The sequence below is a fragment of the Pseudomonas sp. HP_08 genome (assembly GCF_055284095.1).
In genome coordinates, this window is the sequence record NZ_JBTOQC010000010.1 from 51,129 (window position 1) to 73,921 (window position 22,793).

A 22,793-nucleotide genomic window follows, 5' to 3' on the forward strand; every position below is an offset into this window, starting at 1 on the left:
CACGGCGCACTGCGGGGGCAGTGCGCCGGTATTAATCAGTAAGGGATATTGTGAAGCCAGCTTATGCCTGCATTACCCGACACGCGCCCGTCGCCCTGTTGGCGATGGCCACGCTGCTCAACAGCCATACCGCCGTCGGCGCACAACCACCGACAGCCGCTCCATCTCCAGCCACACCGCAACAGCCGGATACCGTCCAGGACGTGTCCGCTATCTACCAGCAAGGCGAAGGCATCATGGCCACGCTGCTTGACCGGCACCGGGCCCGCGTCATAGAACCACCGATAGACCCTGCCTTGTTAGAGGTCAGCCCTAGCCGGCTACAAAAGCCGTCTCAGGACCAGGGCTCGCTTGCACCTGCGCCAGCCGCGCAACCTGTCTTTCCACCAGAGCCTCAACCAACGCCGCAATCAAAGCCTCAATCAGAACCTCAACCAGCGCCGCAAGCAGCGCCGCAACCGCCACCTCAAATGGCGCCTCGGATGGCACCTCAAGCAGCCCCGCGACCTGCGCCCAAAGTGGCGACCCCGTTACCGGCACTCAACGCAGCTCCGCAACGTCCCGACAGCGCCCCGACCGGCCAGCGTCTGTCGCTCGACGAAGCGATTCGTCAGGCCGTGGCCTGGCACCCTGACATTGCCCAGGCGGTGTCCACCCTGTATCAACAAGGCGAAGGCATCAATGTCGCCGAAGCCGGCTACTACCCGCAGATCAGCGGCGGCGTACGCGGCGGCCTGAACACCGGTTACGGCGGCGACTCCAGCACCCAGGCGCTGAACATTTCGCTCAAGCAGATGCTGTATGACTTTGGCAAGGTCGACAACGCGGTGCAGGTCGCCCAGGCCCGGGTGGCTCGCAGCCAGGCGCAGATTCTACTGAGCATCGACCAGATCGCCCGCGACACCGCCTATGCCTGGGTCGAGGTGCAGCGTTACCGCAACCTGGGCGAAATCGCCCGCAAGCAGATCGAAGGCGTCGGCGACATTGTCGAGCTGGCCCGCCAGCGCAGCGACATGGGTGCCAGCACCCGTTCTGACCTGGTGCAGGCCCAGTCGCGGGCCGAGGGCGCGATGGCCACCTTGCAGGACTACAAGGCGCAATATGCCCGCTGGCAGGCGGCGCTGAGCAGCCTGATGGGCCGCACCACCACGGTCGAGGTGACCGAGGACTTCCCGCAAGACTCCATTACCGCCTGTGCGCAGCCGCAACGTTCAAGCGATATTCTGCCCGCCGTGTTGATCGCCCAGGCCCAGCGCACCCAGGCTCAGGCCGAACTGGCCAGCGCCCGCTCCGAGGCCTACCCGACCCTGTCGCTGGAACCGACGGTCAACCACTACCTGGACAGCGGCTACAACGACAACAACCCGGCGATAAAACGCACTCAGGCCGGTATTTACCTGAACTTCGAGGTGCCGATTTACCAGGGCGGCGCGATCAGTGCCCGCAGCCGCGCGGCCGGCCACGCCCTGAGTGCCGCCGATGCGGCGCAAGACGTGGCCACCCTGCAAGCGACCCAAAGCCTGGCCGAAGCGCGCGCGCAAACCGCCAGCCTGGCGCTGCGCCAGAGTGCCTTGCAACGGCGCCAGGGCAGCATCAGCGAGGCGCGCGAGCTGTATGGCCGCCAGTACCTGGACCTGGGCACTCGGCCCTTGCTGGATTTGCTCAACGCCGAGCAGGAAATTCACCAGTCACGTTTCGAGCTGGCCGGCACCCAGGCGGACATGCGCCGCCTGCAGATCGACTGCCTGTACAACAGCGGCGGCCTGCGTCGTGCCTTCGACCTTGAAGCGCGCACGGTACAGGGCGTGAGGATACTGCCATGAACGACGCCGTGATCATCACCACCCCCGATGCCGGCCAGGGCGAACAACCGCCCGATTATCAACAATGGATGGAAGCGGTCTTGCTGGTGGCGCGTCATTACCGCATGGATGTCTCTATCGAGACCGTGCGCATCGCCGCCCAGCGTCCCGACCGCGATGTCGAGGACGTGGTGCGCCAGATGGCCCGCCAGGCCGGGCTGACCATCAAGTTTGGCGGCCGCAAGTCCCATGACATCGGCCGCTGGCGCACGCCGCTGGTGGTCGAGTTGCAAGACGGCCAGATCGGCGTGGTGCAAAGCCTGAGCGACGGCGAAGTCGGCATCGCCTTGTCCGGCGATCAGGGCCTGCAACAACGCATGCCCTTGCAGGAACTGGGCGAACGGCTGCGGCGCACGGTGATCATGCGCCCGGCCCGGCCGCTGTCGGATGTGCGCACCGACGATTATGTGCAACCGTTCGATGAGCACTGGTTCCGGCGCATCGTGATCCGTGACCTCAAGCCTTACGGCCACGTGATGATCGCTTCTCTGGTCGCCAACCTGCTGGCGATGGCGGGCGTGCTGTTTTCGATGCAGGTCTATGACCGGGTGATTCCGGCCGAATCGCTGCCGACCCTGTACGTGCTGTTTGCAGGCGTGCTGCTGGCGGTATTGTTCGACTTCACCTTGCGCATCATGCGCCTGCGCATCACCGACCTGCTGGGCAAGCGCGCCGACCTGCGTGTCTCGGACCTCGTGTATGGCCACGCGCTGCGCCTGCGCAACTCGGTGCGGCCGCGCTCGACCGGCTCGTTCATTGCCCAGCTGCGTGAACTGGAACAAGTGCGCGACATGATCACCTCCAGCACCGCCACGGCGCTGGCCGACCTGCCGTTCTTCTTTCTGTTCCTGTTGGTGTTCTGGCTGATCGCCGGACCGCTGGTGGCCATTCCGCTGGTGGCGCTGGTGTTCATGCTGCTGCCGGGCCTGTTGTACCAGCGCAAGCTGGCGCGGCTGGCCAATGCCAACATGCGCGAGTCGGCGCTGCGCAATGCGATGCTGGTCGAAAGCATTCAGGGCATGGACGACATCAAGGCCTTGCAGGCCGAGCAGCGTTTTCAGGAACAATGGAACCGCTTCAACGCCACCACCGCCGACACCGGCCTGCAATTGCGCAGCCTGACCAACGGCCTGGTGACCTGGACGCAAAGCGTGCAAGGCGCGGTGTTTGCCTTTGTGATCGTGTTCGGCGCACCGATGGTGATTGCCGGCGACCTGACCACCGGCAGCCTGGTTGCCGCCTCGATGCTGGCCTCGCGGATGATGGCGCCGATGGCCCAGCTCAACCATGTGCTGACCCGCTGGCAACAAGCCAAAGTCGCACTCAAGGGCCTGAACCACCTGATGCAGTTGCCGGTCGATCACCCGGAAAACAGCAAGCGGGTGCACATGCCGGTGATTCGCGGCGACTTTTACATCAAGGACTCGACCCTGCGCTATGACCCGATGGCGCCGGTCGCGCTGCACATCAGCGAGCTGCGCATTCGTCCCGGCGAGCGCATCGCGGTGCTGGGGCGCAACGGCGCGGGCAAATCCACCCTGCTGCAGGCGCTGGGCGGCGCGATGGACCTGGCCACCGGCGAATTGAGCATCGACGGCATTGCCATGAACCACATTGACCCTGCCGACCTGCGCCGCGATGTCGGGCTGCTGCAACAGCACGCGCGGCTGTTCCACGGCACCCTGCGCGACAACCTGGTGCTCGGCGCCGGGCGCGCCAGTGATCAGGAACTGTTGGCGGCGCTGTCGATTACCGGTGCCCTGGAGTTCATCCGTCATCTGCCCAAAGGCCTGGATCACCTGATTCTGGAAGGCGGCCTGGGCTTGTCCGGTGGCCAGCGCCAGAGCCTGCTGCTGTCGCGCTTGCTGCTGCGCCAGCCGCAAGTGCTGCTGCTCGATGAGCCGACCGCATCGCTGGACGATGTCACTGAAAAACGCCTGCTCGATGACCTGCTGCTGTGGTGCGAAGGCCGCACGCTGGTGATGGCGACCCACCGCCTGAGCGTGTTGCAACGGCTCGAACGGATCATCGTGGTCGACAACGGCCACATCGTCATCGACGCCCCGCGTGAAGTCGCCCTGGCGCAACTCAGACAACCCAACGGAGTCCGCACATGAGCCGCGAAGTTGCGATGCACATGCCCCACGCGCCCGCCTCGTATCTGGACGGTGCCGACGAATCCGAGGTGCTGCGCGCCACCCGCGTGGTGTGGGTCTGCGCGCTGATGCTCGGCTGCTTTTTACTCTGGGCAGCGTTTTTTCAGGTCGTCGAGGTGTCCAGCGGCACCGGCAAGGTGGTGCCCAGCTCGCGCGAACAAGTGATCCAGTCGCTTGAAGGCGGGATCATTACCGAGGTCAATGTCAGCGAAGGCTCGCGCGTCGAGCGGGGCGATATACTGGCGCAGCTGGACCCGATCAAGACCCAGTCCAACGTCGGCGAAAGCGAAGCCAAATACCGCGCCACCCAGGCCAGTGTCAGCCGTCTGCAGGCCGAAGTCAGCGGCAAGCCACTGGTGTTTGCCGAGTCGCTGAAGGCCTGGCCGGAGCTGATCCGCGCCGAGACCGAGCTGTACCAGACCCGCCAGCGCGGCCTCAAGGAAACCCTGGCCGGCATCGATCAGTCGCTGAAACTGGTGCGCAGCGAGCTGACCATCACTGAAAACCTGGCCAAGGCCGGCGCCTCCAGCCGGGTCGAAGTGATCCGCCTGAATCGCCAGCGCTCGGAGCTGGAACTCAAGGCCAGCGAGGCGCGCTCGGACTACATGGTGCAGGCCCGCCAGGACCTGGCCAAGGCCAGTGCCGAAGCCGATTCGCTGGCTGAAGTGGTGCGCGGCCGTGCCGACTCACTGACGCGCCTGACCTTGCGCTCGCCGGTGCGCGGCATCGTCAAGGACATCGAGGTGACCACGATCGGCGGGGTCATACCGCCCAACGGCAAGCTGATGCACATCGTGCCGCAGGATGACCAGTTGCTGATCGAGGCGCGTATCGCCCCCCGGGATATCGCCTTTATCCACCCCGATCAGGTCGCCAAGGTAAAAATCACCGCTTACGACTACTCCATCTACGGCAGCCTGGAGGGCAAGGTCGTGACCATCTCGCCCGACACGATCCAGGACGAGTTCAAGCCAGAGGTTTTCTACTACCGGGTGTTCATCCGTACCGATGCCGACGTGCTGTACAACAAGGCCGGCAAGTCGTTCGCCATCGTTCCCGGCATGGTTGCCACTGTCGACATCCGTACCGGAGAAAAGACGATTCTGGATTACTTGATCAAGCCGCTGAACAGAGCCAAGGAGGCCCTGCGTGAGCGTTAATCATTGCGCCGTAGCGACTGAAATACCGACCGGTGCGGGCACTGTTCTGCCGCCGCCTTTCTGGGTCGAATAACGCTGCCACTCGCGGCTGATCTCGGCGTATGGCAGGAAGATGCTGACCTGTTCCTGCACTGGCAGGTCGGCGCGCTTGAGTCTTTTCAGGTCGTCCTGCTCAAGGTAGGCGACATTGATGCCGACAACAGTGCCATCAGCCGCAAACACCGGGCCGCCCGACATGCCTTGCACGGTGGTGCCATCGTGGGTGCCGTACATCACGCCCCCGTCCTTGGCGTCCAGACGCACCATCGCACTCAGTGCGCGGCCGCGGGCTTCGCTCTTCATGTACATGGAGTTATAACCGACCGCCGTGAGCGATTCGCCCGGACGGTACTGGCGCCACAGCGGTGCGCGCTGGTCCGCCTTGTGGCGGAAGAATTGAACATCGCCTCGCCCCTGGAAAACCGACCCTGATACATAGGGCAGATGCTTGACCGTTACGGCGTATTCATCGTTCCACTGTACCGCGCTGGCCATCATCACCAAGGCGAGTGGACCTCCGGCGTGGACGACAAATGCTTGGTCTTGAACAGGTTCCGTAACGTACGCGGTGGACATTCCATTGCACCCGCTGATCAGCGCACAGGCTGCCAGAAGTGACTTGAGGTTCATGCGGCTCACATTTTGGGGGGATGGGTTGGAGGTGGCGCAAATATGTCATTGCGCTATCACCAAGGCAATATGCCATTAGTGTCATTCGTCGGATGTTCTATTTTTGACGTCATTTTTTGATCGCCTGCTGCCTCATGCCCGCCCGTTCCCCGGCAGGTCGGGCAACAGTGGGTGTGAGCGACAAAACGCAGCTTCCTACAAGACACCTGATTATTTGCCCTCCACACTCGTCCATTAGTTCAAAGCTGCCACCGCGTACACATTTCCTTACATCGACTGATTTATACAAAGGCAGGCAAATCAATGGACTAACGGGCATATGCTTAGACCAACGTTGGTGACAAACCTGTCATCGGAACCCGCTACCATGGAGGTGAAAGTTGAATCGCAGTCGACTTCAGGCTTGTGCTCAAGGTCGACTCAAGAAGTACTGCAGTCTCTGAACGATCACCGTTTACCCAGGAGTACGGATAACGGTCCCATCAGGGTGATGTTTCACTTTTAAAACTCATGGATGACACGATGAACGCACACACACTTTTCCCGCATATCGGCAAAGTCATTGCCAGCACCGGCAGCCGACACTTCCCGCGCCTGCTGCATGACCTGATCCAGACCCAGCTGTCGGTGGACGCCACGCACATCCGCCAGTTGCAGGCAGAACCGTCAAACCGGTCCTCACCCAGGGATGAAATGGCGATCCTCTCCGAGGCGGCCTTCTGCGAACAGGACACGCACGCACCGCTGCCCGACGAGGCCGCGCAACTGCACCTGTCACGCCACAGCGAAGGCTATCGCTACGAGATATCGGTGTACCGCGCCGGCCAGCCGCACGGGTTTTCGTCCCGAGAACGCAGCCTGCTGCAGGATATTTCGCCATTGCTGCTGCCAATGGTCGAGAAGCACATCAGTGCCCTGCAACCGGCCACGGCCCTGCCCCACACCGCCGATGAAGCTTGCGAGCCACAAGACCTGCGCCTGTGTTTCGTCGAACGCCTGCGCCAGTCGGGGCTTGAACTGTCCAACCGCGAGCTTGAAGTCTGTGTCGGCCTGCTTGCCGGCCAGACCGCTCCGCAACTGGCCGAGCAATTGCACCTCAAGGTCAACACGGTCGAAAGCTATCTCAAGCGGGCGTCGATCAAACTGGGCATCGGCGGGCGGCACTCCTTGATGCGCTGGATGTACGCCACCGATAAAGTCCGCACAGAGGTGCACTAAGGCGCACCGGCGTCATAGTGCAGCCAGTCAGGTAACGTCCTGACTGGCCGACAACAACGCCCTTGCCCACTATCGAGCCCTGTCTAGGTGCTATTTCTATAGCCAACCTGGTTTTTAACCTTGATTGCTTTGAAACTTGATTGCTTTGAAACTTCCTTGCCTCGAAGCGGGTCTGAGCTGCAACTTGGCAATCAACTTTCAACGCATTTTTTTGCCATGGCACCGGCCTAAGTCCGGCCGCCATTAATCAATTCCAAACAGCTCGGCGGCACTGTCACTAAATACCGATTGCAGCACGCCGGCATCGTTGGCAATACGGCGCATAGTGGCCAGTGACTGGCCGAAATTGACCTGTTGCTCATGCTGCGTATGCGGCCAGTCGCTGCCCCACAACAGGCGATTGGCGCCCAGATGCTCACGCAGCGCGGCCATCGCCCGCTCGGCAAAAAACTGTTGTTCGCCCTGACTGCCGCCCAGGCGGTACAGCGCGGACACCTTGACCCACACGTTGCCTTCGCGGCCCAGTGTCAGCAGTTGCGCAAAGCCCGGCTGGTCCAGGCCCAGGCGCGCATCGGCACGGCCAAAGTGATCGACCACGACCTTGCAGCCGGCCGCCAGCAGCGGCTTGATCAACAGCGGAATATCCTCAAGCTGACGGTGCAATTCCACATGCCAGCCGAGGCTGTTCAGCACCTCGAAAAAAACTTGCCAGCGCGCCTCGCCCAGATCGATCAGTTCCCGCCCGACCAGGTTCAGGCGCACACCGCGTACACCCAGCGCATGCATGCGCTGCAGCGCTTGCGCCGGAGTTTCAGGGTCGACCACCACCACACCGCGCAGCCGCTCGGGCGCTTGCGCCAGGGCATCGAGCAGGTAGCGGTTGTCGGTGCCCAGAAAACTGGGTTGCACCAGCACCCCGTGACTCAAGCCATGTTCATCGAGCTGCGCCAGATAATCGGCCAGGGTGGCGTCGTAGTCCGGTGCATAACGGCGCGCCTGGGCCAGTTGCAGGCGACGCTCGAACACATGGGCATGGCCGTCAATGTGCGTCTTGGGGGCGGAGTGAATCGGGGGCATGAGTCTCTCTTTCAATGGTCAGGCTTTCTGCGCAGACGTGTCGGGGCTTGCAGATTCAACCGCATCGTTCAGGTTACGGCCCTTGGTTTCAGGCAAGGCCAGCGCGGCCAGTACCGCCACGCCATAAGCGATACCGGCGTCGATGCCGATGGCGCTGCCCAGCGACATATAGCCGCTCATGTGGCCTACCAGAAACGGGAACACGGCAGACAGCACACGGCCGAAGTTGTAGCAGAAACCAACCCCTGCCCCGCGCACATCGGCAGGGTACAGCTCGTTGAAGAATGAACCGAGGCTGGCAGGAATACCGGCGGCAAAGAAGCCCAGCGGGAAACCGAGGAACAGCATCTGCGTGTTGCTCAGCGGCAGGAACAGATAGCACTGCACGGTGATCACGCAGCACAGCGCGTAAAAAATGATGTTCTTGCGCCGGCCAATGCGGTCGATCAACAGGCCGCTGACGATACAACCCAGCCAGAAGGCGGCGATGATAACGGCAAGGTAGCCACCAGAACTGAGCACCGACAGATTGCGCTCGGTCTTCAGGTACGTCGGCAACCAGGTCATGACCGCGTGATAACCGCCGTGTGCGCCCAGGCCCAGAATGCCGCCCAGCAAGGTCACGCGGATCAACTCGGGGCGGAAGATCCCGGCCATCGAGGCGAAAAAGCTTTTCTCGGACGCCACTTTGCGCTTTTGCGCCGAGCCGTCGGGTTCTTCGACGTTCTTGCGCACATAGATCACCAGGATCGCCGGCGCCAGACCGACCAGGAACATCACCCGCCAGGCGATATCTTCCGGCACAAAGGTGTAGACCAGCGTGAACACGCCCACCGCCGCGCCCCAGCCAAATGCCCAGGCACTTTGTACGGCGCCCATCACTTTGCCGCGGTATTTGCCCTGGATGGTTTCAGCCATCAGCACCGCACCCGCCGCCCACTCGCCACCGATGCCGAAGCCTTGCAGGGCCTTGACGATCAGCATCTGGTGGAAGCCGGTGACGAAGGCCGACAAGAAGGTGAAGAACGAGAACCAGAGAATCATCCACTGCAGGGTTCTGACCCGGCCATAACGGTCCGACAGCGTCCCGCCCAGCCAGCCACCGATGGCCGAGGTGACCAGGGTCACGCCACTGATCAGGCCCGCATCGCCCTTGGTCAGCGCAAAGGCGGCAATCAACGCCGGAATCGCCAGGCCGAACATCTGCACTTCAAGCGCATCCAGCGACCAGCCGCCGAAACAGGCCCAGAACGTCTTGCGCTCTTTGGCGGTGATGTCGCGATACCAACTAAACATTATTTTTATCCTTATATCGGGATGTAAGGGCGCTGCAATCAGCGGATGTCGACGCTGTATCTGAAATGGCTGGCATGACCGCGCGAACGCCGCCATTCCAGTGGTTTACCGGCGTAGTCGCGGGCCAGACGCTCGATCACCACCACCGGGCTGTGCACATCGATGTTCAGCAAGCGTGCATAAACCTCGTTCACGGCTTCTGCGGTGAGGGTTTCTTCGGCGCTGGCCACGACCTGGCCGCAAAGCGATTCGTAGATGGGATAAAGCAACGGCCCCTGACGATCCAGATCGACGCTCAGCAGCGGCAGGAACAGGCTTTTCGGCAGCCATATTTCCTCGGCCAGCACCGGCGTCGAGTCGAGCAAACGCAGACGTACCAAGCGGATCACCTCGGCACCCGGCGCCAGTGCCAACGCCTGGCTGACGGCCGAAGGCGCCTCGACCGACTCAATGGTCAGGATCCGGCTTTCAGGCACCAGACGCTCGCCATTGGGGCCTTGAAAGCGGAAGAACCGGAACAGCGAAGACTGGAACTGCGGACGCCGAATAAACGTGCCGCGCCCTTGCTGGCGCTCCAGCACGCCCTCGCTGACTAACGCATCGATGGCCTTGCGCACGGTGCCCACCGAAATGGCGTACTCACTGGCCAAGGCCGCTTCAGTCGGAATGGCCTCGCCTGGGCGCCAGCGATTCATCGAGATCTGATAGGCCAGCTCATCGCGCAGGCGCTGGTAACGGGGTAGACGGTCGTCGGGGATAGGGGCTGTCATTGTTATAGTTATCTAGTCATATATATGAATGTGAGGCGAAGTATTTCCCTAATCGGGAATGTCGTCAAGAGGGAGATGGCACATTGGCCGGGGGAGATAAATCGAGGGGTTTTGCTGACCAACTCTGAAACGATCTGCGGGCTGGATTGCTACAGCCCGCAGGCTCCTGCCTACAGCGCGTTAATCAGGTAACTCACAATCAAGCGGTTCTCATCGATATCGCGTCCGTCATCACTGCGGTACGTCGCATTGCGCCAGCGTACCGACAGGCCTTTCAACTGGCTCTGGAATGCATAGCTCACATCGATATCGCGCTCCCACTCCTGTTCGGCGCCGGCCTTTTTCAAGTGGTCACCCTTGATGTAAGCCGTGAAAAACGTCAGCCCCGGAATGCCCAGGCCGGCAAAGTCATAGCCATAGCGCAGTTGCCAGCTGCGCTCACCGGCGCTGCCGAAGTCGTGGTACTGAACGTAGTTGGGCAAAAACGGGTTGTTGATGTAAGGAAAGCCCGTCGCGCCTTTCATGACCTGGTAGGTCGCCATCACACTATGGCCGGTGTCGAAGGTGTATGTCAGCGCGCCTGCGTAAGCGCGGTTATCGACCTCGCCCACTTTGGCAGCGCCGATTTCCTTGCTGGCGAATGCGCGTACATCGGTGCTCAGCGTGCCCTTGGCTATTCGCGTGTTATGGGTCAGGCCGAGAAACTGCTGGCGGTACACATCATCCAGTTCGCCGTAGTAATAACTGGCCGACAGCGCCGGCGTCAGCGCGTAGTTGCCACCGCCATAGCGATAGTAATCACCGATGCCGGTCGCCCTGTAGCGGCCGTCCTTGACCGCCAGGCTGATGTCTTGCAGGTTGGTGGAGTCCGGCGTGATGGTCTTGTCGAACTGCGCCAGATTGACCGTCAGGCCTTGAATGTCTGTCGAGGTGGCCTGCAAACCCTGAAACGTTTGCGGGAGCAACCGGCTGTTATTGAATTGCAGCACCGGCGTCCTGGGCAATGACAAGCCATAACGCAGGGTGGTTTTCGAGACTTTGAATTTGACCCCGCCACCGGCCTTGGCGTATTCGTCCGCCGCCTCACCCGATGCGCGCCGGGGCAACAGGCCGCTGCCGCTGCGGTCGGGGCTGGAATCCAGCTGAAAGCCTGCAAACCCCAGCACATCTACACCGAAACCAACCGGTCCCTGGGTAAATCCAGACTCGTAGTTCAACAGAAACCCTTGGGCCCACTCTTCCCGCTTGGCCACGCCGACACCGTCGCGAAAGTCGCCGTTGTAGTAAAAGTTGCGGGCTTCAAGGCGCATTTTACTGTCTTCGATAAAGCCGCCTGCCATGCCGGTTTCGAGGCTGAGCAGACTGCAACCGAGGATCACGCAATACACTGTGCGATTCATTTTTATTATTGTCCTGACGCAGGGCGTCGCTGCCCGGAGTAATCACGGGGCAGGACGCTATTATTTTTAGAGGTGGGTTGTAGCGTGTGGAATCAAGGCTTGCGGTTGAGTTCCAGGGCCAGCTGTTTGCGATCCAGCTCTTTTTCCCAGGCCGAGACGACCAGCGCCGCGACGCCATTGCCGACCAGGTTGGTCATGGCCAGGCCCGTGCCCATGAAGCGGTGGATACCCAGGATCAACACCATGCCGGCCACCGGCACGATCGGCACCACCATCAGCGTGCTGGTCAGCATCACAAAGGCGGCGCCCGAGACACCACTGGCGCCTTTGGAGGTCAGCATGGCGACCACCACCAGCGTCAGTTGCTGGGACAGCGTCAGGTCGATATTCAACGCTTGCGCAATGAACAACACGGCCATGGTCAGGTAGATATTGGTGCCGTCGAGGTTGAACGAATACCCGGTCGGAATCACCAGCCCCACCACCGGCTTGGAGCAGCCCAGGCGCTCCATCTTTTCCATGATCTGCGGCAGCACCACTTCCGATGAACTGGTGCCCAGCACCACCAGCAGTTCTTCCTTGATGTAGCCGATAAAGCGAATGATGCTGAACCCGCACAGCCGCGCCACGCCGCCCAGCACAAAGACGATGAACAACACACACAGCAGATAGAAACTGCCGATCAACTTCAGCAGCGGCACCAAAGAGCCCACGCCGTAAGTGCCGACCGTGAAGGCAATGGCGCCGAACGCACCGACCGCCGACAACTTGGCGATGATGTGCACGATACGAAAGAACACGCCCGACAGGCCTTCGATGATGTCGTACACCGGCTTGCCCTTCTCGCCCATTGCCGACAATGCGCAGCCGAACAGAACCGACACCAGCAAGATGCACAGCACGTTGCCCTCGGCAAACGCCTGGGTGAAGGTCGAGGGAATGATCGCCATCAGGAAGTCGACCATGTGCATGTGCTTGGCCTTTTCGGCAAAGCCGGTCACCGCCGAGGCATCCAGGCTGTTGACGTCGACATTGAACCCGCCACCCGGATTGAACAGGTGGCCGCCAATCAGGCCGATGACCAACGAAACAGTGGAAATGATTTCAAAGTACAGCAGCGCCTTGCCACCGACGCGACCGACCTTTTTCAGGTCGCGCATGCCGGCAATGCCGGTCACCACGGTGCAGAACACCACGGGACCGATAATCATCTTGATCAGCTTGATGAAGGCATCACCGAGCGGCTTGAGATCGGCGGCAAACGTGGGCCAGTAATGCCCCACGACAATGCCGACGACGATGCCCAGCAGCACCTGAAAATACATGGCGCGGTAAAAGGGCTGTTTGCTTTTCACCGCACTGGGCGGCGAGGTGTTGACGTCAGTCGATAGCGGGCTGGTGCTCATTATTTCTACTCACAGGCAGTCTTGTTATTAAAGGCTCGGCGAGGACACGCAGGCTGATGTCAACGCCCGTATAACTTCAACGGGTTATCGACCAGCAGTTGTTGACGCAAGGCAGGATCGGGGCAGAAGTCGAACATCAGGTCGACCAGTCCGCCGTCGTTGGGCATGTCTTTGCTGATGTTCGGGTGCGGCCAGTCAGTGCCCCACAACACACGGCCCGGTGCGGCCTGAATCAGTTGTTCGGCGAAGGGAATGGCGTCGGCGAAGGGTCGCTTGCCGATCGACACGCGCTCGGCGCCACAGACCTTGACCCATGCCAGCGGGTGCTGCATCAGTTCGAGCAAGGCCTTGAAGGCCGGCTGTTCCAGGCCATCCTGGGCTTTGACGCGGCCCATGTGGTCAATGATGAACGGCACCGGCATACGCGCCAGACGATCGGCATACGTGACGATGTCCTGGGCATCCAGATGCAGCACGACGTGCCAGCCCAGATCGGCCAGCCGGTCAACCGTCTGGTCGAATACGTCAAGGTCCGGCGCGCCACCCAGGTGCGCGACAAAGTTGAAGCGCACGCCACGTACGCCACCGGCATCCAGTTCGGCCAGTTGCCGGTCAGACTCGCTGCCATCGACGATCGCCACGCCGCGATAACGCCCTTCACTGCGCGCAATGGCATCGAGCATGGCGCGGTTATCGCTGCCGTGGCAGCTGGCCTGGACGATCACCGCACGGCTGAAGCCCAAGTGATCGTGCAAGGCACGCAGGCTGTCATACGGCGCATCGGGCGGGGTGTAACTGCGGTCATCGGCATAGGGAAACTGCGCAGCCGGGCCAAAGACATGGCAATGGGCATCCCATGCGCCGGCGGGCAGCGCCTGGACGGGCCTGGAGGGATGGGCATCGGGGGCAAGACAGCTTTTCATCTCGAATCCTTTTTTGTTGTTGGCGCAAACGATGGTGGGATGGTGGCGGCATCGCTGGTGCACAACAATCGGACACGGTTTCTAGCTGCTATGCGTGTTTTGCATACATGGGTGCCGTTTTACGGCTGACTCAACAGTTGTTGATTGATCGCCGTCTGATCACGCCCGCGCGCCACCAGCCAGCGATGGAAGTCGCGGCAGTGGGGCTTGTCGAACGCATCCCTGGCGCTCAGCAAAAAATACGACGAAGGCATTTTCAGCCCCTGCGCGAACGCAATGACCAGACGCCCGTCTGCCACGGCCCCGGCGATCATCGAGCATTGCGCCAATACAACGCCCTGCCCGGCAATCGCCGCCTGAATGGCCATTGATGACAAGGAATACACCCGGTAGCCATCGCGGATCTGCGAGCAATCGACCTGCTGGCCCGCGAACCAGTCGCGCCACGAAGGTGGGGAGGCAAATTTGGGCAGCCAGTCGACCGACAACAGTGGATACGCCAATAAATCCGCAGGCGTACGCAACGGCTTGTCGCCAGCCAACAGGCGCGGACTGCACACCGGAACCACGTCATCGCGAAACAGTTCGACGGCGTGCTCGCTTGAGCCGTGATCGCCGTAAGTGACACGAAAGTCGATTTCATAGCCATCGGATGCGGGCTCTGCATGGCTGCCATCAAGAAACAGATTGACCTCTGCATGGTCGCTTTGCCACGCGTAAATCAGCGGCGCCAACCAGTCTGACAACAGCGACGGCAAGGCACTGATGCGCAGGTTGCTGGCGCTCTTGGTCCGCTCGATTTCGACCTGGGCAATGCGCAGCGTTTCGAACGCCGCCACGCAGCTGTCGTGATAGCGCTGGCCTGCCGCGGTCAACCGAATGCGCTTGCCCTCTTTGAAGGTCAGGCTCAAGCCCAGCGTGTCTTCGAGCAGGCGCATCTGCTGACTGACAGCGCCTGCGGAAATGTCCAGCCGGCGTGCGGCTTCGACGATTCCGCCGAAACGCCCTACCGCCTCAAAAACCTGTAATGCGCGCAGCGAAGGCAAGTTCATCAGCGTCTCCCGATAAGTCACTGACGGCTTGATACTTTAGCTCAGCTATACAAATCAACAGTTTCAGGCATCTTTTCTTACCTGATGGCCTTCTCTTACGCTGTCTTTACCGTGAGCCTAGAGGAGAACGCCCATGTTTCTGCGCAATGCATGGTATGTCGCCGCCAGCGAAACCGAGCTGGGAGAAAATCTGCACCCCGTCACGCTGCTCAGTGAGCCGGTTGTGCTGTACCGCAAGCAGGACGGCACACCGGTCGCCCTCGAAGATGCCTGCCCGCACCGCAAGCTGCCATTGTCGATGGGCCGCCGTCAGGGCGATGGCATCGAGTGCGGTTACCACGGCCTGACCTTCGACTGTTCGGGCAGTTGCGTACGCGCCCCCGGCAGCCGGCGTATTCCGCACGGTGCCAGGGTGCGCAGTTATCCGCTGGCCGTGCGTTACGGGCTGATCTGGATCTGGATGGGCGATGCTGACCTGGCCGACGAAACGAAGATCTGCCACGTCCCGGAATGGGGTGACCCGGCCTGGGGTCTGAATCGTGGCGACAGTATGGTGATCGCCTGCAACTACCTGTACATGACCGACAACCTGCTCGACCCTGCACACGTGGCATGGGTGCATCCGTCCTCCTTTGGTAACGCGGCGTGCGCCGAAGAGCCGCTGCACACCACGGTCACCGAGGCGGGCGTGATCGTTTCGCGCTGGATGCGCGATGTCGAAGTCGCGCCGTTCTATGCCAGGTTCGTCAAGTTCAGCGGTCGTTGCGACCGTAAACAGCATTACGAGGTGCACTACCCTGCGCAGGCCATTATCAAGGCGCTGTTCACCCCGGCCGGCACCGGTTGCGATGAGGGTGAACTGCATGAGCAGGTGTTCCTGATGAACTCGTATAACTTCATGACCCCGGTCGACGAATCCACGACGCGCTATTACTGGTTTCAGGTGCGTAACTTCGATACCGACAATGAAGAGGTGTCGCGCCAGTTCGATGAAGATGTCCGCCATGCCTTTGCCGAAGACCGCGAAGTGCTCGCCGCCGTGCATAAAGGCATGGCCAGCAAGCGCACGCCCAATATCAATCTGGCCTCTGATTCAGGCCCGCTGCGCTTTCGCCACCAGCTCGAAAAATTGATTGTTCAGGAACAGCAGAATCACTTGATCGCGCACACCCGACACCCTGCGGCCCAACACACATTGCTTTAAGCGTGTGGCGTGCAAATCTCGCGCACCAGCGCCATGGTCTTCTCGGCCAGGCGCGACAACGGGCGTTGTTCGGTGGTGGCGAAGAACAGGTGGGTCTGGATCATCGGATCGACTATCGGCACCGCTTTCAGGCCTTCGAGCATGAAGTCCGGCTTGGACAACGCGGACTGAAAGAGCACGCCATAGCCCATGCCCAGCTTTATCAGCTCCAGCACCGAGGGAATGCTGTCGATCTCCAGGCAGACGTCGAGGGCCACCGAACGACGCGCCGCCTCGGCTTCGATCAAACGTCGGATCGAGTGCGGCTCGCTGGGCGTGATCAGTGGGTATTGGCCCAGGTCTTCGACGCGAACACGCTCCGGCAGCGCGGCCTCGGCACTGCCGATCAGCATCAAGGGTTCGCAATGGACGTGTTCGTATTGCAGCTGCGCACTCTGGCTGGGATTGAACAGCAAGGCGAAATCCAGCCGGCCGAGCAGCAGCCACTCGCGCATGGAATGGCTCAGCCCTTCCTTGACGCCCAGTGTGCAATCGGGAAAGCGCTCACGAAACCGGGCGACCAGCGCCACGGTGTGGCACCTGGAAATACTCGGTGGCAGCCCCACTACCACTTTGCCGGAAAGACTGCCGCGCTGTTCACGCAGTTCTTCGCGCGCCACCTGAACCTGACGCAGAATGCCCTTGCCGTGGTTGAACAGGCGTTGCCCGGAAGTGGTGAGTTGCACACTGCGGCCATTGCGCAGTAGCAGGTGTTCTTGCAGCTCGACTTCCAGCTGCCGGACCTGGCGGCTGACCGCCGATTGCGACAGGTTCAACACAGCGGCCGCCCGGGTAAAGCTGCCGAACTCGGCAACGCGAACAAAACACTCCAGCTGTTTGAGATCCATGTAACGCACTCGGCCAAATGGCCACCTTAACCCAAGGTGGCCGTGCTGCCCTATAAGGCATCCACCAGATTTCTCCAGTCAAAAGGCTCAAGTGTCGCGTATTCGATGTCCGCTTCACGCATCGCATCGACCAGCCTGCGTTGGACACTGACAATGGCCTGGCTCATTGACGGCTGAACGCCCACATCGCTGACCGTTTGCGACACTTCAAGCATTTCTTCCGCGCGGCGGCGGCCATGTTCGGCCACGCGACTGATCAGGTAATGCGGCAAGTCCTGATTCCAGCCCATCTGCGGAAAACTGTGATGCAACGAAGCGAGCACTTCATCCTCGACCCGGTATTGGCGGGCGGCGCTCAGACACTCGGTGGTCAAGGCTTCCAGGCCCTTGATCATGATGCTGCGACACATCTTGACCGCCGAAGAACGGCCGACCTCGTTGCCCACGGCACGAACGTTCATTCCCAGCTGACACAACCTGGCGGCAATGGCGTCGGCGTCATGGCCACATAACAGGATCGGCGTCTTGATCCGCTGAGGCGGTACCGGCGCCATGACCGCGGCATCCACATAGCCAATGCCGTGTTGTGCCATGGCCGCACAGGCTGCGCGTTTAGTCGCCGGCGCCACCGAGTTCATATCAATAAACACTTGCCCCGGTCGCATCAACGGCGCGGCATCGAGCGCCGCTTGCAGCGCGGTGTCGGCGGTTACCGCAGAGATGACCCAGTCGCCCAGATCAATGGCCTGCGCCGCGCTGGCGCACAGATGCACACCGCTTTTGAAGGCCTTTTCTTCAAGCCGCTTGCGCGTCGCCGGGTCTTGGTACAGCCGGTCATAGGCGTGAACATCAAGGCCCGAGTCGGCCAGGTCTTCGCCCAGAATGCCGCCGGCCTCACCGAAGCCGATCAATGTGATGGAAAGTGTCATGGTGTGGCTCCTGTGTCAGCGCCGATGGTGGCGCCGTGGAGCCTGTGCAACAACGCAAGGTCGGTTCTAGCAGCTATGCGTGTTTTGCATGTTTGATCGCGGCCAAAAACGAGAGGTCGCTGACAGCGGTGTGCGCGCCGGTATTCATGACCGCGTTGAGCAGCTTGCGCGACGTGACCGGGTCAAGCACTTTGCCGGCGTTGTGCATGAACTTGGTTTCAACACTGGCCCAGGGTGCCGGCTGCTCGATCGTGCGGCCGTTGGGCTGGTCCAGTTGCCGAGTCAATACACGCCCATCCTTGAGGCGCACGTGCAGCTCAGTCAGGTAGTTTCCCGGTTTGGCCTGCGCAAGGTCCGGGTGCGGCCTTGCCTGCACCAGGCTCATCAACGCCAGGGCGCGCGGGTCCTCATAGGCGCTGCTTGCAAAGCTGTCCAGCACGATATGGCCATCCAGCAGCATCCGCGCCAGGCAGTACTGCACGCTGAACCTGGCATCCATCGCGCTTCTGAGTGTCGGGCGGTTGACGTGGGTCAATCGCAAGGGATGGATAAAGACACTGATCGCGCTGACGTCCTCAGCCGAGAATGCTTGCTCACGACGAATAGCCTGCAAGGCATCGAGCGCGGCGTGCGTACTGTCGCAGCATGGATAGAGTTTGATGCCAATGCCGGGCTCTACGATATCCAGCGGGGCCGCCCAGTCGGCCAGCGCACGCTCGGCCCTGTAGTTACCCTTGCCATTGAAGACATTGAAGAAGCCTTGCGGATGCTCAAAGGCTTCCAGGCTCGCGGTAAAGCCCTGTTGCGCCATGAGTGCCGCCATCAACCCGTTGCGGGCGCAATGCCCCACATGAAAGGGTTTGGTCATGGTGCCAAAGTTGGCTTTCACCCCCGATGACAGCGAGACACACAGGGCCAGGGCCGTGGCGGTCTGCGCCGCGCTCAAGCCCAGCAGTTTCGCGCAGCCGGCGGCGGCACCAAACACACCCAGCGTCGCCGTAGGGTGCCAGCCTTTGTCGTAATGATGAAAATTGACACTGCGCGCCAGGCGGGTCTCGGTCTCGAACCCGGCCACGAACGCTAGCAGCAGAGCATCGCCGGACACCTGTCGGGTCTCGCCGAGTGCCAGCAACGCCGGCAGGATGGGCGCCGAAGGATGCCCGCCCATGGCGATATTGACGTCGTCGAAATCCAGTGCATGAGCGGCCGCGCCATTGATCAGGGTGGCAGACAACGGATCGAGCCGCTCGCTGCGCCCCAGCACCGGTACCGTCCCTTGGCTGCACAGCCCCGGCGTGCGCAGCAATGCATTGACTACCGGCTCGTTCGCGCCGGCGAGCATGCAGCCGATCGTATCGAGAACAACGGTCTTGGCGTTCTGCCGGGCATCGACCGTGAGATCGCTCACGGTCAGGCCGACTATCTTTTCAGCCATGGATTCACTGAGGTACACGGGGAGTCACCTGTTGGTCGTTTCAAGAAGCCGGGTCAAGTCCGGCGCGGATTCAGCAGCGTCAGAAAAGCGAGATGGCGCCCAGCACAATCGCGAATCCCAGGTAGGCGAAGGAGCCGAGGAGTACCCACTTCCAGGCAAATTTCTGGAAGTCGCCAAGGTCCGCGCGAATGATGCCCAGCAGCGCCCACAGCGGCGGCGAGGCCGGGCCGATCGAATGGGCCATTTGCCCGATCACCGATGCCCGTGCAATCTCCATCGAGGGAATATCGTAACGAGCGGCCATCTCTGCCAGCACCGGCACGATGCCGAAGAAGTAAGCATCGTTGGCCATGAAGAAACTGAGCGGGATACCAATGATTGCCGTGGCAACGGGTATCAGTGCGCCCATATCCGGCGCCACACCGCCCAGCAGCACCTCGGCCATGGCCTTGGTCATGCCGGTCTCGGTCAGAATGCCGGTGAACACACCCGCGCCCAGCACCAGCATGACGACCGGCACCGCATTGGCCGCATGTTCGCGGATGACCTCGCCCTGATCGGCAGGTCTGGGGACATTCACAAAGAGCGCGACGATAAAGCCTGCGATGAACAACACCATCAGCGGCGCGACGCCCAAGACCAGACAAACCAGCAGCGCAACGGTCAGGCCCGCATTGACGAAGGTGCGCCAGGTCGCCCTGGTTTCAGGGTTGCAGGCCTGGGCCATGATTTCTCTGGCCGACTGCTCGATATGTTCAGGGGCAATGCCCCGGCGGGCGTTGCGCCCAAGCAGATAGGCGATGAAACAGACGAACAGACAGGAACACAGCATGGGGCCAAGCATGGCCGAGAAATACTCGGTGGCATCCAGGTGCAAAACACTGATCGCGCGGGTCGCTGCACCACCCCACGGCGTTGTGCCTGACACAGTCCCCAACGCCATCGTCGCGATGGTCGCAATGATCAACGGGTTGATGCGCAGCTTCTTGTACAACGGCAGGAAGGCTGAGCAGACAATCATGTAACTGGTGGTGCCATCGCCATCGAGTGCCACCAGGCAGGCAAGCACGGCGGTGCCGACGCAGATCTTCACCGGATCGCCCTTGGACAGACGAATGATGAAGCGCGAGAGCGGATCGAACAGTCGTGCATCCATCATCAGCCCGAAATACAACACCGCAAACAACAGCAGCACGGCCGTGGGTGCAACGGTCTTGATCCCGGCCGCAATCATGTTGCCCAACTCGGCACCTTGCCCGGTGAATAACAGAAAGAACGCCGGCGCGACGATGATTGCTGCAAACGCCGTCATCCATTTGCGGATGACCAGAAGCATGAATACCGCAAGCGTGGAAAATCCAAGGACGGCCAGCATGTTATTCACCTCCCCCGGTCGACGCCCGATCAAGTCGGTAGTGGCTCAGGGTCTGGCAACGGTGAGGTAGTTCAAATCGCAGGTGCATAGTCATCAACCTTGTTGTTTTTATGTGAGCAATCCGCCCTTGTGTGACAAAAACTAAAGTGGATGAGTTGTTAATTCAAACGACAAATGGTTAAACGCGAATTAAGATTTACTTAAATCACTTGAGTGACAATGCAATGAGATTTGATATCGAAAAACTGCGCGTAGTCGCTCAGGTGGGTCGGGTGGGCTCCATCACGGCGGCGGCTCGCAGCCTGCATGTCACGCCTTCAGCGGTGTCGCAGACCGTGCAGCGCGTCGAGGCCGCCATTGGCCTGGCGCTTCTGGAAAGGCGTCCGCACGGCATGGCATTAACCGATGCGGGCGAGGTGGTGATGCGCCGCGTGTCACTGATCGAAGCCCAGATCAGCTTGCTGGGCAGTGATCTTGAGGCCATTGCGGCAGGCCAGGCAGGCCACGTTTCGCTGGGCGTGTTCCCGACCCTGGCGTCATCGCTGTTGCCACAGATCGTGACCGAGTTCCGCAATCGGCACCCGAATATCACCTTGAATGTACGCAGCGCCCGACTCAGCGCATTGCGAAATCTTGTGAGCGCAGGCGAGCTGGATCTGGCCATTACCTGGACCTATCCGTGGTCGCCGGAGTCGTTGCCCACGAGCCCCCTCAGGGCGGATCCGACGGTCTTGCTTATCCCTTCCAGCCACCCGCTGGCCCACGCGCCGTCGCCCATTCGACTTGAGCACCTTGCCGGCGAGTCATGGATTTGCCGCTCTGACGGGCACGAAATTACCGAGCTGCTGCATCGTTCTTCAGCGGCGGTGAATTTCACCCCGCGCATAGCCATTGCGGCCAACGATTATCAGGAAACCCAGGCCATGGTTGCCGCCGGCCTGGGGATTGCACTGGCACCCAGGTTATCGACAACCACCTGCCGTGCGGACATCACCGTCCGCGAGCTCGACAGCAGTGTGCCGGGCCGGCACCTGCATCTTGTGTACCCCGGCAACCGCTCAAGCCCTGCGGTCGACAAGATGATCGTCATCCTCAAGGCGCTGTTGGCCGAGACGGATACAGGCAACGGCTGATGGTGCACGGGTGATGGTGCAGCGCCGCCGGATTACGCCCGCCCGGCCAACCACTCGATCACTTGCGCATGCAACTGCGGATCGCCACACGCTACCACCGCGCCGCCGTTCTGGGCCGTTCCGCCATCCCAGGCTGTCATCACGCCGCCTGCGCCTTCAATGATCGGGATCAGTGCCTGGACATCGTAGGGTTTGAGGCTGGCTTCGATGATCACATCGACGAACCCCGAGGCCAGCATGCAGTAGGCGTAGCAGTCGCCGCCCCAACGCATCAGGCGGGTCTGGCTGGCCACGCGGTCAAAGGCTTCGCGCTGGCCGGGCTCGCTGAACATGTCGGGCGTGGTGGACATCAGCACCGCCGAAGACAACCCCTCGCAAGCGCGGGTTTTCAAAGGGACGCCGTTGCACCAGGCGCCTTCGGGGGTGCCGATGTAGCGTTCGCCGGTAAATGGCTGGTTCATCATGCCCAGCACCGGGCGCTGGCCGTCGTTAAGCGCGATCAGCGTGCCCCACAGCGGCAGGCCGGTGATGAAGGCGCGCGTGCCGTCGATCGGGTCGAGCACCCAGGTCAGGCCGCTGCTGCCGGCCACCGCTTCTTCTTCTTCGCCGAGAATGCCGTCGCTGGGGTACTGCGCCAGAATCAGTTCGCGCATCACCCGCTCGGCGGCCTTGTCGGCCACGGTCACCGGGTCGAAGTGCGCGCCGCCTTTGTCTTCCACAGTCATCTGCGCACGGAAATAAGGCTGGATGGCCGTGCCCGAGGCGTCTGCCAGGCGGTGGGCGAAGGCCAGGTATTCTTGCAATTGGTCGTTGCTCAGGGTCATGGGGTTTTCCTGTTCGG

Annotated in this window: 18 protein-coding genes and 1 pseudogene; 6 read left to right on the top strand and 13 right to left on the bottom strand. The window is 61.2% G+C overall.

All coding sequences use genetic code 11. The features are described 5' to 3' along the window. Positions 1 to 581 precede the first annotated feature (581 nt). From ACYAS9_RS10435 to ACYAS9_RS10445, 3 genes and pseudogenes are all read left to right on the top strand, one after another. Positions 582 to 1,823: pseudogene (locus ACYAS9_RS10435) on the top strand (TolC family outer membrane protein); the annotation flags it as partial. Continuing rightward, the gene (locus tag ACYAS9_RS10440; RefSeq protein ID WP_463568217.1) at positions 1,820 to 3,979 is read left to right on the top strand and encodes a type I secretion system permease/ATPase; all 2,160 of its coding nucleotides are present in this window, start codon (positions 1,820 to 1,822) and stop codon (positions 3,977 to 3,979) included. The pseudogene ACYAS9_RS10435 and the gene ACYAS9_RS10440, both read left to right, overlap by 4 nt. Further along, positions 3,976 to 5,178, top strand: a complete 1,203-nt coding sequence (locus ACYAS9_RS10445) for an HlyD family type I secretion periplasmic adaptor subunit (RefSeq protein WP_463568218.1) — start codon at positions 3,976 to 3,978, stop codon at positions 5,176 to 5,178. Before ACYAS9_RS10440 ends, ACYAS9_RS10445 begins: the two co-directional genes overlap by 4 nt. Here the strand turns inward: ACYAS9_RS10445 and ACYAS9_RS10450 are convergent, their stop codons facing one another. Then, entirely contained in the window at positions 5,179 to 5,715 is a 537-nt protein-coding gene (locus ACYAS9_RS10450; RefSeq protein ID WP_463568306.1) for a S1 family peptidase, read from the bottom strand. It abuts the gene before it with no gap. A gap of 654 nt (positions 5,716 to 6,369) precedes the next feature. On the opposite strand from ACYAS9_RS10450, the gene ACYAS9_RS10455 reads away from it, so the two are divergent. After that, a complete protein-coding gene (locus ACYAS9_RS10455; RefSeq protein ID WP_463568219.1) occupies positions 6,370 to 7,065 on the top strand; it encodes a helix-turn-helix transcriptional regulator in 696 nt (231 codons plus the stop codon). A gap of 243 nt (positions 7,066 to 7,308) precedes the next feature. On the opposite strand, the gene ACYAS9_RS10460 is transcribed toward ACYAS9_RS10455, so the two are convergent. From ACYAS9_RS10460 to ACYAS9_RS10490, 7 genes are all read right to left on the bottom strand, one after another. Then, positions 7,309 to 8,142: an amidohydrolase family protein gene (locus ACYAS9_RS10460; protein WP_463568220.1), complete on the bottom strand. Its 834-nt coding sequence runs from the start codon at positions 8,140 to 8,142 to the stop codon at positions 7,309 to 7,311. A gap of 18 nt (positions 8,143 to 8,160) precedes the next feature. Beyond that, positions 8,161 to 9,438 carry an MFS transporter gene (locus ACYAS9_RS10465; RefSeq protein WP_463568221.1) on the bottom strand — a complete coding sequence of 426 codons (1,278 nt, stop codon included), beginning with the start codon at positions 9,436 to 9,438 and terminating at the stop codon, positions 8,161 to 8,163. A 38-nt stretch (positions 9,439 to 9,476) separates the two neighbouring features. After that, complete coding sequence (locus tag ACYAS9_RS10470; protein ID WP_463568222.1) at positions 9,477 to 10,208, bottom strand: GntR family transcriptional regulator; 732 nt, start codon at positions 10,206 to 10,208, stop codon at positions 9,477 to 9,479. 170 nt (positions 10,209 to 10,378) lie between these two features. Next, on the bottom strand, positions 10,379 to 11,608 hold the full coding sequence (locus tag ACYAS9_RS10475; protein WP_463568223.1) for an OprD family porin: 1,230 nt from the start codon (positions 11,606 to 11,608) through the stop codon (positions 10,379 to 10,381). 92 nt (positions 11,609 to 11,700) lie between these two features. After that, positions 11,701 to 13,014, bottom strand: coding sequence for a dicarboxylate/amino acid:cation symporter (locus tag ACYAS9_RS10480; protein WP_463568224.1), 1,314 nt, complete (start codon positions 13,012 to 13,014; stop codon positions 11,701 to 11,703). Between the two features lie 59 nt (positions 13,015 to 13,073). Further along, positions 13,074 to 13,937, bottom strand: a complete 864-nt coding sequence (locus ACYAS9_RS10485) for an amidohydrolase family protein (RefSeq protein WP_463568225.1) — start codon at positions 13,935 to 13,937, stop codon at positions 13,074 to 13,076. Positions 13,938 to 14,056: 119 nt separating this feature from the next. Continuing rightward, the gene (locus ACYAS9_RS10490) at positions 14,057 to 14,989 is read right to left on the bottom strand and encodes a LysR substrate-binding domain-containing protein (protein ID WP_463568226.1); all 933 of its coding nucleotides are present in this window, start codon (positions 14,987 to 14,989) and stop codon (positions 14,057 to 14,059) included. A 133-nt stretch (positions 14,990 to 15,122) separates the two neighbouring features. On the opposite strand from ACYAS9_RS10490, the gene ACYAS9_RS10495 reads away from it, so the two are divergent. Then, positions 15,123 to 16,193 (top strand): aromatic ring-hydroxylating dioxygenase subunit alpha, encoded by a 1,071-nt coding sequence (locus tag ACYAS9_RS10495; protein ID WP_463568227.1) that lies wholly within the window; start codon positions 15,123 to 15,125, stop codon positions 16,191 to 16,193. Here the strand turns inward: ACYAS9_RS10495 and ACYAS9_RS10500 are convergent. The 4 genes from ACYAS9_RS10500 to ACYAS9_RS10515 all read right to left on the bottom strand — a co-directional run bounded on the left by ACYAS9_RS10500 (position 16,190) and on the right by ACYAS9_RS10515 (position 20,819). Then, complete coding sequence (locus ACYAS9_RS10500; RefSeq protein ID WP_463568228.1) at positions 16,190 to 17,080, bottom strand: LysR family transcriptional regulator; 891 nt, start codon at positions 17,078 to 17,080, stop codon at positions 16,190 to 16,192. The genes ACYAS9_RS10495 and ACYAS9_RS10500 overlap by 4 nt on opposite strands. Before the next feature lie 50 nt (positions 17,081 to 17,130). Next, positions 17,131 to 18,009 carry an NAD(P)-dependent oxidoreductase gene (locus tag ACYAS9_RS10505; RefSeq protein WP_463568229.1) on the bottom strand — a complete coding sequence of 293 codons (879 nt, stop codon included), beginning with the start codon at positions 18,007 to 18,009 and terminating at the stop codon, positions 17,131 to 17,133. A gap of 73 nt (positions 18,010 to 18,082) precedes the next feature. Beyond that, complete coding sequence (locus ACYAS9_RS10510; protein ID WP_463568230.1) at positions 18,083 to 19,444, bottom strand: MmgE/PrpD family protein; 1,362 nt, start codon at positions 19,442 to 19,444, stop codon at positions 18,083 to 18,085. A gap of 79 nt (positions 19,445 to 19,523) precedes the next feature. Then, the gene (locus ACYAS9_RS10515) at positions 19,524 to 20,819 is read right to left on the bottom strand and encodes a CitMHS family transporter (protein ID WP_463568231.1); all 1,296 of its coding nucleotides are present in this window, start codon (positions 20,817 to 20,819) and stop codon (positions 19,524 to 19,526) included. A 224-nt stretch (positions 20,820 to 21,043) separates the two neighbouring features. Here ACYAS9_RS10515 and ACYAS9_RS10520 point away from each other — a divergent pair, with 224 nt between their 5' ends. Continuing rightward, entirely contained in the window at positions 21,044 to 21,952 is a 909-nt protein-coding gene (locus ACYAS9_RS10520) for a LysR family transcriptional regulator (RefSeq protein ID WP_463568232.1), read from the top strand. Positions 21,953 to 21,984: 32 nt separating this feature from the next. Here ACYAS9_RS10520 and hisN read toward each other — a convergent pair whose 3' ends face one another. Then, positions 21,985 to 22,776 (bottom strand): histidinol-phosphatase, encoded by a 792-nt coding sequence (gene hisN, locus ACYAS9_RS10525; RefSeq protein ID WP_463568233.1) that lies wholly within the window; start codon positions 22,774 to 22,776, stop codon positions 21,985 to 21,987. Between the last annotated feature and the right edge of the window lie 17 nt (positions 22,777 to 22,793).